A 14752-nucleotide genomic window follows, 5' to 3' on the forward strand; every position below is an offset into this window, starting at 1 on the left:
ACTTATCTATTTGAAAATAAAAATATAATGTGTTGTATTATGAATTTTAAAAATTGAATATACTAGTGAATATAAGTATATACAGGTTCATAACTTACTGGTAAATAACTAGTGAGATGTATTAAGTTGAGGTATTATGATTTAGATAATTATTAGTAAATAAAATGTTATTCTATGACGATATAGCTTGTTGTATTTTACTTGGTTAAAAGGCTCTGTTTTGTCGGCTCAATTGAAGCTTATGGAGTTATAAGCATTCAGTTTACTTTATATTTTTAACATTGCGTTGGATTGAGTAAGTTTAAATACTTTAATTATTATCCTTTTTAAGGAATCAGGACTAATCAGTATGAAAATGAATTATATCGAAATCAATAAAAATCTATGGAATAAAAAGACTGAGATTCATTACGAATCTGATTTTTATGACGTAGAATCGTTTAAGAAAGGAAAAAACTCATTGAATCCCATAGAACTGCAATTGTTGGGTGATGTAGAAGGGAAGAAGATACTGCATCTTCAATGTCATTTTGGACAAGATACTATATCGTTTGCCCGACTGGGAGCCAAAGCAACGGGAGTGGATTTGTCGGATAAAGCCATTGAAAAGGCACAACAGTTGAATGATGAAGTGGGAGCAGATGCTACATTTATTCAAAGTGATATTTACCAATTGCCCGAAGTGTTGGATGAGCAGTTTGATATTGTATTTACCTCGTACGGCACCATAGGCTGGTTGCCCGATATGGATCGATGGGCGCAGTTAATTAATCGCTTTTTAAAGCCTGGTGGACAATTTCTGATTGTAGAGTTTCATCCGGTGATTTGGATGTTTAGTTACGACTTTACTAAAGTAGAATTTAATTACCTGAAATCAGAACCCATTGTTGAAGAGTTGGAAGGAACTTACACCAATAACAATGCAGATATCAAAGAACAATCGGTTAGCTGGAATCACGGACTGGGTGAGGTAATGAATGCATTAATCAAAACAGGATTAAGCATTGCCGATGTTCAGGAATATGATTATTCGCCTTACGATTGTTTTCAGAATACGGTTGAAACTGACAAAGGAAAATATCAGATTAAAGGACTGGAAGGAAAACTGCCTATGTTGTACTCAATATTGGCAAGTAAATAAAAGAGACCCGACGATTGTCGGGCCTCAAACACAACAAAACAATAGGTGAGAAGGCTATCGTGTATAGCCTTCGAGTTGTTGTTGAAGGGTTTCTACAGCTGCTTTCAGCTCCTCAATTCTATCTTTAAGCAAGCCAATTTGGTTACTCACTTGTTTTGCCAGGGTTTCATAAGGTAATGTTACTGAACCGGATCCACTTAACGACAAAACATTTCCATCAATAGATAATTCTTGTATTTCGTTTTGTGGGTCAGGATCCGAATTATCAATCGAACCGGCCTTCAGTGCATACAAAGCATAAGGTACGCTCAGCATCTGATTAATTACTGTAATGGTGTGGTTTCGTCCTCCGGTTAGATCCATATCTGCCTTTAAATAGTAAGTGCCAGCTCCCCAATTAATATCAGATAATTGATCTATGTTAGAACCTTCGCCAATATGCAAAGTAAGAAGGCCATGCTCGTTGGTTTCGGCAGACATTTCCTGAGTAAACACCACTTCACCAGTTGGTGCATTTCTAATAATACTTATTAATACACCAATTTGAGTATTGGTCACCAGATTATTGTCAGAATCGCGAATAACCGATTGATAGGAGAATACGTGGGGAGATTGAGCACTCAAAAGTGCAGAGCAAGCTAATAATACGATTGATAAAGTAATATTTTTCATGATTTTTATTTTTTAATGGAGTTTTTGATTTGAGTGATTTCTAATTGCAATGCTTCCAATATTTTAGTTAAATTTTGGTTGCTATTCTGTAGCTCATCAATGACTTGGTTTTGTTCCTGAACGGATTTTACCAGAGGTACCACAAACTCGGCATACGACAAATTATATAGCGATTGCTGATTGGTAGGTTGTACCACACCACTAAAGTCGAATGAACTGTTTAGAGCGGCTTGTTCCACTTCCTGAGCAATAAATCCGGTATAGATCTTTTGTGATTTACTTGTGTTGAAATCATCCACAGTATTGCCTTGGAATTGATTTAGTTTGCTAAGGTTCCAGGTATAAGTAACCGGACGAAGACGCAGAATGAAATCCAGTCCGGGAACATTTTCCTGTACATTGGTTTTAAACCGTCCGTCTGACAGATTCGACCAGGCAACGGCTCCACCTATCTGATTAATACTATTGTTACCAATGCGAACGCTGTTATCGGCGGTGGCTTGTGCACTATAGCCCAAACTTATTGTGTTACGCAGATCGGTATTTACAGAGGATGGTCCGGCATTGTAGCCAACAGCCACATTGTAATCGCCAGTTTGATTGTATTGCAACGATCGTTCTCCCATTGCCACGTTGTAGTGTCCACCTGTATTGTGAAGCATAGATCGGTTACCTGTAGCAGTGTTCATATTTCCATTAGTATTGGCCCAAAGAGCCGACTGTCCAACAGCTGTATTAGAGCGACCAACTGTGTTATTTACCATTGTACGGCTACCGATGGCTACATTTTTAGATGATGAGGTGGTATTAGAAGCACCATTGCCATTGTAGTAAAGAACCGAATCTCCAATGGCCACATTCTGTATTCCAATTTCATTTGTTTCAAGCGTGTTGGAACCAAGAGCTGTATTGGCATACCCGCTGGTGTTGTTGTAAAGAGCTTTGGAGCCGACCGCGGTATTGGCCGTGGCATCGTTCTCCGATGTGCTGTTCATTCCGTTGTTAAACAATGCATGATCGCCTATGGCTACAATATTGCTACGGTCGGTATTATTGAATAAGGCAGCATACCCAATGGCCACATTATCATTACCGGTTTTATTGCCAGCCATACTGCTAATACCCATGGAGGAATTACGACTTCCAGTGGTATTGCTAACTCCAGACAATGCTCCTATTATAGTGTTGGATTCACCGTCGGTATTTTTGCGTAAGGCTTCGTTTCCAATGGCGGTATTATTATCACCAATATTGGATTGTAAGGCCAGATATCCCATAGAAGTATTATAAGATCCATCTGCGTTTTGCCCCAGTGCACCAGCTCCCATAGCAGTGTTGCCTTCTCCTGTTTCACCAAACCCTAAAGCACCAGTACCCATTGCTGTATTATAATTCCCTTCTCGATGATACCCTAGAGCAAGGTTACCAATGGCTGTGTTTCCTATTCCTTCATTATTGGCAAACAAGGCCTGAACTCCGATGCCAATATTGTTCTCACCCGATAAATTATTGGTTCCGGCATAATGACCAATGTAGATGTTTCGAGTAGAAGTGGTATCGGTATTTAAGCCGGCCCAAACTCCCAAAAAGGTATTTAGTTTCGGATTTAAAAAGTAGAGGCCACCATTCGGTGTAATCTCAATTCTTTTTTCACCATTTGTCATAAAGCTTACTGCAACCGAGTCGGTTGTGCCAATCATCGCACCTTCTTCCGGATCGAGGTCGCTATTTCCTGATGTACTCCAGTAGTTTTGTGATAAGGTGGAGTCATTCATGGTCGATTGAATAGTAACTGTATTTCCATCTGAGATAGAAAGTTGATTATTGCTGTAGCTTAATGTCTGTAATTCGTTTTCAGGATCAGCATCATCATCGTCCACATCTTCGGCTGTTTGTGCCCTGAAGGCGTAGGGTACCGTTAATAGTTGGTTCACCGAAGTAATTTGGTAGTTGGAGCCACCTTCCGGATCAACATCAATACGGATGAATAATTGTGATTCGGCCCAATCTACATAGGCTGACAAGTGATCGCTACCAAAGTGCAGGGTGACCAATCCGTTTTCGTTGGTGGTCACAACAGATTCTTCGTAATACAGTTCTTCGCCACTGGGCGATCCGGCTATTATGCTTAAGCGGATTCCCACTTCTGAATTGGCTATTATTTGGTTTTGATTGTCGCTGATAATGGCCTGATAACTGATGGTTTCTGGTATCTGGGCCAACATTGTAGAAGATAAACTAGCTAATATTAACTGAAGCAAATATCTTGCTTTGTAAAGATTGATTACTATTTTTTTCATGACGATTAAGATTTACAGTTTTGGTTATTTGTTCTTGATGATGGAGTAGCTTTTATGGAAACCCTGTTCGGTAATCAAGCGCAGAAAGTAGGTGCCACTTGGAAGGTCACTCATGTTAATGCTTGTTTGTTCGATTAAAGTACCCTGATAAATCTTCTGACCAGTGGCCGAGTACAGCTCTATATTATACTCGATCAACTCGCTATTATCTTTGGTTTTAATGGTGAGGTTATCCATCACCGGGTTAGGATATGCACTTATTTCCAGAGCAAACAGATTCTCCTGAATGGCTGTGGCTGTGGTATCGTTGTTTTCGGAGATGCTGTAAGGGTGAAGAATTCCTTCCGCTATCTCACCGTTTTCGCTGGTGGATTTGGAATAAAACAGTTGCCCAACCGACTGACTTGAGTTGTTATCATCATCAAAATAGGAACTTCCGGTTGTGTTTAGTACATAATGAATGTCTTTAACAACCATGTCTCTATATACAATAGGATAGCATAATTCAGTAATGCCACATCCGTTTGATGCAATCATGCAAATATCAACTACACCGTATTCATTAAAAATATGAGAAGAAGAAAACTGGTTGGTGTCTTTCTGCACTTCGTGGTTGAAATCCCAATAGAATTCATCGTAATCCGACGCTTCGCCATATACATATAATTCTTTGCCCAACTGACCACTTGTAAAATTAATGACCGGCTTTCCGTTTGGTTCTTCATCCTGAAGTTTAAAAACCAAAGCTCCTTTGTTGGTTTCGTTAATGGGGCATCCCATTTCTATATTAACACCGGTAACACAATGGATGGCCCCATATAGATCGTTGTTATAAAGGCTTAGCCCGGCAATATTGTTAGTGCTACCTTGTTCCGGTCCACCGAGGAAATGCCAGTCGGCTGTTAGGTCTTCGTCTAACTTGCTTACAAAAGCCGTGCTAACCACACTTCGTTGCCGGGTTTCACCCTGATATATAAAGCCGGTTCCGACGGTGGATCCTCCAACGTAAACCCCAGTTTCGTAGGCTTCCAGTTCATCAATAAAACAACCTCCGGTTTGATTTGGTAAATACGTTTCAGTATTTATTAATTCGCCATCCAGAGACACAGCAGCAATGGCAGAAGGATAGCCTGTTTCGAAAGGAATTGTAGTACCCAACAAATCAACATTGCTACGAAAGGTAAAGCCTACATAAAATTGACTCGATCCGGGGTTGTAGGAGGTTTGTAAACCATAAGGGTCCTGAAATCTACCAAATGTTTTTATCCAGTTAAGTCTTCCATCAACAGAAAGCATGGCAATGAAACCCGGACTACCATTACCCGGGTAAGAAGCACTAACAGTGGTGTCACCATAGCTTATGTTGATGCCAAATGCCCCGCTCACTATTGTAGCTGTGTCATTCACATTAACCATTGAATGGATAACAATATAAGAAGTGGATTTTAATTGAAAAGATTTATCAATGCTAAGATCGTCATTTAAATAGAATATAGTATTGGCTTTGGTAAAAGCCAGCTTGCCATCAATTTTCATAAAATTATCTATGCCATAAAGGGTGGAATAAGATCGGGAGTCGATGTAATTACCGTCGAGGTCCAGTTTAAGTAAATAGTGTTTGTTCGATGATCGGGTAATAGAGGTGTCTAATAGGTCGATGGTAGGGCCCTGAAAATAAGCTCCTATATAAATATGCCCGTTTATACAGCCAATACTAGTGGCGTCGTCGTAGGTGTTTGAACCGGCTTTTTTTAACCAAACCGGCTCACCGTCTTTGGTATATTTTCCAAAAAATACCGATGAAGTACCCGGCTTATCAATTTTAATGGTGTCTACACCGTTGCTCATATCTCTGCGATATACGCCAACTACGTACATGTTTCCGTCTTCGTCGTTGCACACGTCAACCGGTGGATGGAAATCATGGATGGTTGTTGGGCCAATGTTATGAACCCAATCCACTTTTTGTGCCGACAGACTAAAGGAAAAAAGCAAGCCAGCAAGCAATCCTGAATAAAGCTTTCTCATAATGATTGATTTGAGTTAATAATTGTTTGAATACTGATGCTAAAGTATTAGGATAGAAACGGCTATACATCCATGTAAAACCTGAAAATAAATTCAGGGAATTCCCTTAGAAAATACTTCTGTTTTGAATTTATCTTGCGCTTGGTTCAGTGAATTAGCAATTTACAGAACTTATGAGCATAAATGTTGTTTACCATTAAACCGTATACCTATGAGGAATTATTTGCTTCGTTCCAACACCCGAGTGTTGCTATTGATATTGTTATTCTTGTTTGCAGCCAATCAAATAAAAAGTCAGGATAAATCAGTTATTGATAGCCTTCTGAATCAATTGCCCAAGCAAACAAACGATTCGCTCTTCATCGAAAAATTATGGGAAGTTTCATTTGCTTATGAATCATACAACCTTGATTCAGCAGCACAATATGCCCTTAAAGCAATCAACCATTCAAAAAGAACAGAGAACAATGAGTACCTGATACGATCGCTTATTACCTATGGTAATATTTTACGCGATAAACGCAGTCAAGAGAAAGCTGATTCGATTTTGCAAGTGGCTGAAAAGGTTTGTGTAGGTAGTGTCTATGAAGATAATTATGCATTTTTTTTATTCAATGCCATTGGTGGTTTAAAAACTAATGAAGGAAAATATACAGAGGCCATTGAGTATTATTTAAAAGCTTTGAAGAAAGCTGAATTGTTAGGTGATGAATATTATAAAGCTGCCACATCGCTTGATTTAGGTGTATTATGTGCGTATACAGACGAATACGATAAAGGACTGAATTATTACTACGATTCGTATCAGTATTTTAAAGAAATAGATGATGGTTATTTTATTGCCGCAAGTGCCAATGGTTTAGGAAGTATCTATCAATTAACCGGAGAAATTGATTCGGCTTTATACTATAATAATATAGCCTTGGATTATTCATTAAAGATAGATAATCAGATTTTGGCAGCCCGTATGTATACTAATCTGGCAGAGTGTTATGCTATCCAGAACGACTATTCTAAATCGCTTCAAGCACATTTGGATGCACTAAAAATTAAGGAAGGTCGGGGTGACTGGCAAGATATTGCGATATCAAAGATTTTGGTTGGGCAAACTTATGCTCGAATGGGAGAATTAGCAAAGGGTCTCCGGTTTATTGACGAGGGGCAATTAATGGCAGATACATTGAATCTGCCGTATATTCAAAAAAGTGCCTTACTGGCTAAGAAGGAATCTTACTATTTGAATAAGAAATATGAAAAGGCTTACGATTATTTGCAAAAATATCATGAGTTGAATGATAGTATCTATTCTGAAGATGTAAAACTGCAAATTAAAGAATTAGAAGAAAAATACGAATCGGAGAAGAAAGATAAACAACTATTGGAACAAAAAGCCAGTTTGGCAATGAGCGAGAAAAAAAGGGTGCAGCAGCGTAATTTATTATTGGTCAGTGTTGGATTGCTTGTGATTCTTGCAGGCTTAGTTGTATTTACTTTTGCTTACATGCGTCAAAGGCGGAAACTATACAACGAAACGATAGCCAATCTGGAGAAAGAGAAGGAATTAACTCAACTGAAATTTGTGATGGAAGGAGAGGAGAAAGAGCGATCGAGGCTGGCACGTGAGCTGCATGACGGAGTAAATGGCAGCTTGGGGGCTATTAAATTAATGGCCAGCAGTGAGCTAAAAAAAGCGAGTGATACAAGTGATAACCTGATACGAATTAATCAAATGCTGGATTCGGTAAGTGATGAGGTTAGGGATATTTCGCATAATCTGATGCCTGATACATTACTGAAACTGGGGCTGGACGAGGCTTTGCTTAAACATATTAATAAGCTTTCTGAAACAGATAAAATAAATGTTGATTTTCAATCCTATGGAAGAATGGATGATTTGGATGTTACTGTAAAACTGGCTATATACCGAATTACGCAGGAGTTACTGAAAAATATTATTAAACATGCCAAAGCTTCGGAAGGTCTTGTTCAGGTAAACCGACATCAAAACGAATTATCATTAATTGTGGAAGATAATGGTAAGGGTTTTGATGTGTTTGATCGGGCCCAAAAGAAGAATTGGGGCATTGGTCTTCAGAATATTTACAATCGTGTAGAAATACTGGGCGGCATAATCGATATTCAATCCTCACTGGATGCCGGCACATCAATCAATATTAATTTACCTTTAAACTAAGCCTATGATAAACCTGGCCATAACCGACGATCATCCTTCTGTTGTTGAAGGATTGAAAACCATGTTTTTGGATGATTCTTTCGTGAATATTGTAGCTGTTTACTCAACGGGCAAATCAACAGTTGAAGGATTAAAAACTCAACAGGCCGATGTGTTATTGCTGGATATCAATCTACCCGATCAGAGTGGAATAGATACGTGTAAACAGCTTCTTGAGTTTGCTCCTCAATTGGCCATCATTGCTTTTACCTCCTATAAAGACACTCGTCATTTAAAGGAGTTGTTAGGTTTGGGAGCAAAAGGCTATATGTTGAAGAACTCATCTTATGATGAGATGCATCATGCCATTTTAACCGTGTACGACGGCGGAGAATATCTTCAACCAGAGATGAAGGATGAGTTGGTTAAAGAGTCGCTGAACAGAAGTGATACCATGAGTTATATTCCCAAACTTACCAGGCGTGAAAAGGAAATACTTCAACTGATACTTCAGGAACATACCACGCAAGAAATGGCCGACAAACTGTTTATCAGCTTTAAAACAGTTGAATCGCATCGCCTGAATCTGCTGCAAAAGCTGGGTGTTAAAAATACTGCAGGATTGGTACGTATGGCTATTGAGCACAAGTTGGTGTAGAAATGTAGGGGAATTCCCTTAGATACGATTTGGTTGTTTTACCTGAACTTCCGTTGGTATAGAATAGTGACCTTAGTGTAAAATTCACTACCATGAAAACACTATTACTACTTATGCTTTTATTTATGGGATTACAGTCAAATGGTCAGAACACTCAACGCATTAACTATCGAAACATTGAATTTAACCTGCCACCTGACTGTATTGGTTCCGAAAACGTCGAAGGTTATCTGATCGAAAATAAAGATGCAGATTATTATATTATCGTCAGACCGGCATCGTTTGCTTCACAAGATGCAATCATTCAAGAATTAAACTCAAATGCTTTAGGTGGAGAAAGTAATGCTGAATTTATCCGAAACAGCGAAATTACTAGTATTACCAACAATGCCTTTGGGGCACAGTATACATTAAGTTCCGAAAATCAGTATTATTATATGTACATCGCAGGTGTGATGGGGGCCAATAATCGAGGTGCCATGCTGGTAGGTGGTAAAAAAAGCGGCACCCAATCTTTGGTATATGAATTAGCGTGTAAACAACTGATTTCGAAATTAACTTTTAAAAATATTGAGGCTCGATCGGGCATGCTTAATCAATGGGAGAAAAACTATGCCAATACAAGTCTTACTTATATGGATTCGTATTATAGTTCGGGTTACGGTGATTCATATGGCGCTTATCGACAAAAGATAGTTATTCAATTATCGGGGCAAGGGCTTTTCACCTATTCCGATAATTTTGAAATGGGCGGAGGGGGCGATGCCTCTGCATTTATTGGTAAAAATGGCAACGCCGGCGAAGGTAACTGGTATATCAAACAAAATAATAATGAGGTGTTTCTGATTTTAGAGTTTTATAATGGCAAACTTTATGAGTATAGATTAGAGACAGACGCTGAGGGAGCTACCTATTTAAATGGTAAAAGATATTATTGTACGACCAATTGACTGATGAAGTAAATAGTTTAGGTTTTTAGAAATCAAAAAATTGATTATAAATTTGAGAATGAGTTAAGAAAAAACAATCATCCCAGATTATCATGAACAGAAAAGACTTCTTAAAGAAAGCATGTATTTCAACAGCTTGTTTTTGTGGTTTTGGCGCTGTTGCATCGGCTGCATCAGATATAAATACAGAACCCGAGGAGAAGGAGGACACTATACAGCATGAATGGTTGGCTAATTTATTAGAAAACCTGGGTGAAGATATGGATGAAGAATTATTACGCCCTGTGATTAAAAAAGCATCGGAGGTTCATTATAATCAATTGAAAATGGATGAAATGTTATCGTCTTATGTTGGTGATATAGATGCATTTATTCAGTTTATTCAGAAAGAGTGGGCATGGAATATTACCTACAATAAAGATGAAAACATTATTTTAGCCGATGAAAACAAACCGCATTGTGTTTGTCCGGTTTTGCCGTTTAAAAAAGGAAAAAACACTTCTGCCATATGTTATTGTTCCGAAGGATTTGCCGAAAGGATGTTTTCTTATGTGTTGAATAAACCTGTTCAGGCAGAGGTAATATCTTCGGTTCGAAGAGGCGATAGTACCTGTATATATCAAATAAACGTTTAAATGAAATTGAATTAGCCTAATGAATACTATCAGTCAATCTGATTATCAACAATTTTATCAGTTTTTAAATAATATTACTCCGGTTTCTGAAGACTTGTTTGCCAATATCAGGCCCCTTCTTAAAAAGAAATGTTATCGAAAAGGAGATGCTATTTTACGGGAAGGAGATATAGAAATCAACTCAAAATTTGTTTTAAAAGGAGTGGTGCATCAATATATATTTGAAGAAGATGAACCTTTGACCATCAATTTAACACCGGGTGGATTGGTTTTTAATTGTATTAAAAGTTACATCGAAGGAACTCCCTCGGTTGAGATACAGGAGGCCATTACGGATGTTGAGTTATTATTTATAGAGAAGTTTGCTTTGGAGGAACTGGCTCAAAAAAATCAGGAATTCAGTTATTTATTATTTAAAATATACGAAAGCATACTTGCCGACCGTGAGAACAGAACTTTAATGCTTCAGTATCGAAATCCATCTAAAAGATATCAATTGTTTTACGAAACAGTGAAACGAGCTCAATGGATAGTGGGAGATACGCCTGATAAATATATTGCAAGCTACCTTAATATGACTCCCCAGCAATATAGTAAAGAAAAGAGATTGGCAGCAAAGAAGTTATCTTGAGATAACTTTTATTTGAAATCAATGTATTTGTTTTGCTTCAACCAAATAAATAGAATATGTTGAAGTACACTTTTTCATTCCTACTAATTAGCCTTATATGTGTTGTTGTTTCTTCGCAGGTAAAAAATACCGAATTGCAGCATGTAATTCATAAGCGACAAGCACTCAAAAAAGAGGTCTTAAGACATTTAGAAACTTCTCTAAACTCTCATGAAGCGCTAAAATCATCTGTCGAACCTAAATTGAAGTTAGATAGCTTGATTGAGTATAATCAAAATAGTGAAACCGATCTATGGGATAAAAAATTCACGAAAGAAACCTTTCGTTATAACGAAGATAATAACGAAGTTTTATGGATATATTCCTCATGGAGTGATGATGCCAACGAATGGTATGGTCTGATGAAAGAGGAAAGTGATTACTACTCCAATGGAAAGCTAAAAGGATTTATAAATTATGTATGGGGTGTTAATGATCAATGGAATGGCTTTATTAAAGAGACCTATCAATACGATGAATTAAACCGTTTGCAAGAAACTACCCATTACTCCTGGAAGAACAGTATTCAAAACTGGATAGCTACCTCGCTTACCAAATACAGTTATAACACTGATAACAGTTTAAAAAAGGATAGTACTTATCATTGGGTGGCTGACCTGGAAGACTGGAGTATACAATCAAAAAATGATTACACCTATATTCATGGTGGCTTAATTCATCATATATATCATTCAGAATATAATACTGCCAGCGAGTCATGGGATATTAATGAAGATACCTGGTATTTGTACGATAATATTAAGTGGTTATTGCACTCAATTACCGTTTATGAGTTTCATAGCAATGAATGGTTTCGTAAACAGATGGATGGAATGACATACAATGATGATGATTGGCTTAATGGTAATGGTGTTGTTAAATGGAATATTACAGGTGAAAAACCTGAGTTAACAAGCATGACAAACAGCTATTACGATTACGACCATAATACGAAGATGGAAGATTTAGTAATACCATCTTATTTGACCAATACATACCCTCAGTTCTTCCATCATCAGGTTATAGGCCGAAGGTTATATCAGAATGAACTGGAAACAAATACAAAGTATCAGTACCGTACAATCAAATACTATTATTCAGATGTTGATGAGGCCACAAATATCAATAACAGACAGGTGAATTCTTTTGAACTATATCCAAATCCTGCAACTGATTTTGTTTATTTAAACTTTGCAGACATAAATCAACCAGTACAATTTCAATTGTTTGATATTATGGGGGCTATAATATTTAATGTTCAGGTAAGGGCAACAGATAAGGTGGATGTGAGCTCAATTGCTCCGGGTTTGTACTTGTATGTGATACAACAAGGAAATAAAAAAGAATCAGGTAAAATAATCATTAACTAAATTAATTGTACATTGTTAGGATAATGAAAATATCGAATCATTATCAATTTTAAATATGCAATTACAACCAAATATTGTTTTGGGCCAAGAAAGAAAATTAGTTGGGGTAAACAAGCAAATGAGTCTGGCAGATTTTAAGCCAGCAGAGCTTTGGAAACATTTTATGCCCCTTCAGCATAAAATTAAAAATCGTGTAAATAATGAGCTGATAGCACTCACCGAATATTCAGATGATTATTTTACTGACTTTAATCCGGAGCGAGTATTTGTAAAATGGGCATTGGCTGAGGTCAATAATTTTAATGTCGTGCCTGAAAATATGCAAACATTAGTTGTGCGCTCAGGTTTATATGCGGTATTTAATTATAAGGGGGCAGCAAATAATAATACCGTTTTTCAATATATTTTTAATGATTGGCTTCCCGCATCATCCTATCAACTTGATGACCGACCTCATTTCGAGATATTAGGGGAGAAGTATGATAATCATTCCCCCAACTCAGAGGAAGAAATCTGGATTCCTGTAAAAACGTTATGAGCTTGGAATAAAGTATAAAGTGAAATTATAGTGAATGATAAACAATGAGGTTTTTTAGGATCATCAGACAGACTTTATTAAATGATAATAAAATTCGCAGATATCTGGTTTACGCGGTTGGTGAGATTATTTTAGTTGTAATTGGTATTCTAATTGCATTGGCCATTAATAATGTCAATCAAAAACATAAAATTCATAAAAAAGAGCAGGTGTATCTGCAAGGTTTGCGAAAGGAGTTTCAAACCAGTAGAATAAAATTGGTGGAACTCATTAAAGTTAATCGTTCCAATTTAAATGGGGCAAAACAGATTATTACCTTTATTGGAGCTGATAGTATCCCATCAGAGAAAGAATTATCTACCTTTCTGTTTAGCACCTTGGCATTTGATATAGCATTTAATCCCAATAATTCGCTGCTAAACGAAATGATCAATTCGGGTAGCTTAAAAGACATTTCGAGCGATCTGTTACGTATTCATCTCACCACATGGATTTCTACAGTGGAGGATATTTCTAAACAGGAATATGATCAGGAATTACAACGAGAAAGGGTAATGAGTGTTTTGAGTGGAGATAAATATAGTATTAGAACGGCGTATGAATTGAACGGGGCAATAAACAATCAACTTGGATTGCCGCGCATGAAAAAGCACACCAGTAATATGGGACTTTTATCCTCAAACGAATTTGAAAATAAGCTCTTTCTGTTTATTTCATCAGCTTATGCAACTAATGTAAATCATTACCAGCCATTATTAGAGGAGTTAGATACAATAATAGAACTGATTGATTCGGAGCTTGATAACTAAAGGGAGTTTTCGTTAGTTATATGCAAGTAATCAATCCCTAAAGTCTAAATAATGTGGGAATGAACTAATTTGTATAGGAAAATTTCCTGCTTCAGCCTTTGCTTATTACATTTGTGTGCTGGCAAAATTCAATTTATGAAAGATTACATCCTGTTTATTGATACAGAAACTTCGGACAAACCGAACCAATGGAATTCATCCACTAAAGAGGTGCACAAGTGGCCTTATGTGCTGCAAATATCCTGGACAGTTTGTAAAAGTAATGGACAATTAGTGTTAACACGAGATTATTATATTAATCCGGGGCAAATTGAAATTAACCCAACAGCTTATAAAATTCATGGTTTAAATCTTGATTTTCTGAAAGAAAATGGAATTCCCAGGGAAGGTGCTTTAAAGCAGTTGCTTATTGATATTAATTTGTATCAACCCCTTTTAGTGGGGCATTTTCTTAAGTTTGATTTAAAAATGATTGAAGTGGCTTTTAACCGGGTGGGTGAATCATTAAAATTAGATAATCTACCTAAGTTTTGTACTATGCTTAATACAAGGCGACCTTTTGCTCCTGCTGATACGCCCTTATTACGATTGAATGAACTATATCATTCGCTTTTTAATAAGGAGTTGAAAGATATGCATAATGCAAAAGTAGATGCACTGGCAACAAAGAAGTGCTTTTTTGAGTTAGTTAATCAAGGTAAGATTGATGATAAGGTAATACAAAGGCAACAAAAGCTTTTTAAAAAAGGAGGTAAATTTAAAAGTATCTTACTTCAACTTTTTCCATAGTAAAACCTTTGTATTATTA

13 protein-coding genes are annotated in these 14752 nt (G+C 37.0%); 10 read left to right on the forward strand and 3 right to left on the reverse strand.

Going from position 1 to position 14752, the window contains the following annotated elements:
- The first annotated feature begins 355 nt into the window (after window positions 1–355).
- Window positions 356–1141 (forward strand): class I SAM-dependent methyltransferase, encoded by a 786-nt coding sequence (locus tag KEM10_RS13375; RefSeq protein ID WP_212216519.1) that lies wholly within the window; start codon window positions 356–358, stop codon window positions 1139–1141.
- A gap of 54 nt (window positions 1142–1195) precedes the next feature.
- Here the strand turns inward: KEM10_RS13375 and KEM10_RS13380 are convergent, their stop codons facing one another.
- The 3 genes from KEM10_RS13380 to KEM10_RS13390 are packed head-to-tail and all read right to left on the reverse strand — an operon-like array spanning window position 1196 to window position 6141.
- Window positions 1196–1813, reverse strand: a complete 618-nt coding sequence (locus KEM10_RS13380; RefSeq protein ID WP_212216520.1) for a hypothetical protein — start codon at window positions 1811–1813, stop codon at window positions 1196–1198.
- 5 nt (window positions 1814–1818) lie between these two features.
- On the reverse strand, window positions 1819–4113 hold the full coding sequence (locus tag KEM10_RS13385) for a tail fiber domain-containing protein (protein WP_212216521.1): 2295 nt from the start codon (window positions 4111–4113) through the stop codon (window positions 1819–1821).
- Window positions 4114–4137: 24 nt separating this feature from the next.
- Window positions 4138–6141, reverse strand: coding sequence for a T9SS type A sorting domain-containing protein (locus tag KEM10_RS13390; RefSeq protein ID WP_212216522.1), 2004 nt, complete (start codon window positions 6139–6141; stop codon window positions 4138–4140).
- 211 nt (window positions 6142–6352) lie between these two features.
- On the opposite strand from KEM10_RS13390, the gene KEM10_RS13395 reads away from it, so the two are divergent.
- The 9 genes from KEM10_RS13395 (at window position 6353) to KEM10_RS13435 (ending at window position 14733) form a co-directional block, all read left to right on the forward strand.
- Window positions 6353–8335 carry a tetratricopeptide repeat-containing sensor histidine kinase gene (locus KEM10_RS13395; protein ID WP_212216523.1) on the forward strand — a complete coding sequence of 661 codons (1983 nt, stop codon included), beginning with the start codon at window positions 6353–6355 and terminating at the stop codon, window positions 8333–8335.
- A 4-nt stretch (window positions 8336–8339) separates the two neighbouring features.
- The gene (locus tag KEM10_RS13400; protein WP_212216524.1) at window positions 8340–8972 is read left to right on the forward strand and encodes a response regulator; all 633 of its coding nucleotides are present in this window, start codon (window positions 8340–8342) and stop codon (window positions 8970–8972) included.
- 92 nt (window positions 8973–9064) lie between these two features.
- A complete protein-coding gene (locus tag KEM10_RS13405) occupies window positions 9065–9922 on the forward strand; it encodes a hypothetical protein (protein WP_212216525.1) in 858 nt (285 codons plus the stop codon).
- A gap of 92 nt (window positions 9923–10014) precedes the next feature.
- Window positions 10015–10557, forward strand: coding sequence for a hypothetical protein (locus tag KEM10_RS13410; protein WP_212216526.1), 543 nt, complete (start codon window positions 10015–10017; stop codon window positions 10555–10557).
- Between the two features lie 19 nt (window positions 10558–10576).
- Window positions 10577–11188 carry a Crp/Fnr family transcriptional regulator gene (locus KEM10_RS13415; protein ID WP_212216527.1) on the forward strand — a complete coding sequence of 204 codons (612 nt, stop codon included), beginning with the start codon at window positions 10577–10579 and terminating at the stop codon, window positions 11186–11188.
- A gap of 56 nt (window positions 11189–11244) precedes the next feature.
- Window positions 11245–12597: a T9SS type A sorting domain-containing protein gene (locus KEM10_RS13420; RefSeq protein ID WP_212216528.1), complete on the forward strand. Its 1353-nt coding sequence runs from the start codon at window positions 11245–11247 to the stop codon at window positions 12595–12597.
- 55 nt (window positions 12598–12652) lie between these two features.
- Window positions 12653–13135 carry a GyrI-like domain-containing protein gene (locus tag KEM10_RS13425; RefSeq protein WP_212216529.1) on the forward strand — a complete coding sequence of 161 codons (483 nt, stop codon included), beginning with the start codon at window positions 12653–12655 and terminating at the stop codon, window positions 13133–13135.
- Window positions 13136–13179: 44 nt separating this feature from the next.
- Window positions 13180–13944, forward strand: coding sequence for a DUF6090 family protein (locus KEM10_RS13430; protein WP_212216530.1), 765 nt, complete (start codon window positions 13180–13182; stop codon window positions 13942–13944).
- A gap of 135 nt (window positions 13945–14079) precedes the next feature.
- Window positions 14080–14733: a 3'-5' exonuclease gene (locus KEM10_RS13435; protein ID WP_212216531.1), complete on the forward strand. Its 654-nt coding sequence runs from the start codon at window positions 14080–14082 to the stop codon at window positions 14731–14733.
- Window positions 14734–14752: the final 19 nt, after the last annotated feature.

The sequence above is a fragment of the Carboxylicivirga linearis genome, assembly GCF_018271995.1.
In the GTDB taxonomy this organism is placed as follows: domain Bacteria; phylum Bacteroidota; class Bacteroidia; order Bacteroidales; family Marinilabiliaceae; genus Carboxylicivirga; species Carboxylicivirga linearis.

Coding starts and splice junctions, on each gene's coding strand:
- KEM10_RS13425 (WP_212216529.1), top strand. CDS start 12,653: ATGCAATTACAACCAAATATTGTTTTGGGCCAAGAAAGAAAATTAGTT.
- KEM10_RS13400 (WP_212216524.1), top strand. CDS start 8,340: ATGATAAACCTGGCCATAACCGACGATCATCCTTCTGTTGTTGAAGGA.
- KEM10_RS13395 (WP_212216523.1), top strand. CDS start 6,353: ATGAGGAATTATTTGCTTCGTTCCAACACCCGAGTGTTGCTATTGATA.
- KEM10_RS13420 (WP_212216528.1), top strand. CDS start 11,245: ATGTTGAAGTACACTTTTTCATTCCTACTAATTAGCCTTATATGTGTT.
- KEM10_RS13385 (WP_212216521.1), bottom strand. CDS start 4,113: ATGAAAAAAATAGTAATCAATCTTTACAAAGCAAGATATTTGCTTCAG.
- KEM10_RS13430 (WP_212216530.1), top strand. CDS start 13,180: ATGAGGTTTTTTAGGATCATCAGACAGACTTTATTAAATGATAATAAA.
- KEM10_RS13415 (WP_212216527.1), top strand. CDS start 10,577: ATGAATACTATCAGTCAATCTGATTATCAACAATTTTATCAGTTTTTA.
- KEM10_RS13435 (WP_212216531.1), top strand. CDS start 14,080: ATGAAAGATTACATCCTGTTTATTGATACAGAAACTTCGGACAAACCG.
- KEM10_RS13410 (WP_212216526.1), top strand. CDS start 10,015: ATGAACAGAAAAGACTTCTTAAAGAAAGCATGTATTTCAACAGCTTGT.
- KEM10_RS13405 (WP_212216525.1), top strand. CDS start 9,065: ATGAAAACACTATTACTACTTATGCTTTTATTTATGGGATTACAGTCA.
- KEM10_RS13390 (WP_212216522.1), bottom strand. CDS start 6,141: ATGAGAAAGCTTTATTCAGGATTGCTTGCTGGCTTGCTTTTTTCCTTT.
- KEM10_RS13375 (WP_212216519.1), top strand. CDS start 356: ATGAATTATATCGAAATCAATAAAAATCTATGGAATAAAAAGACTGAG.
- KEM10_RS13380 (WP_212216520.1), bottom strand. CDS start 1,813: ATGAAAAATATTACTTTATCAATCGTATTATTAGCTTGCTCTGCACTT.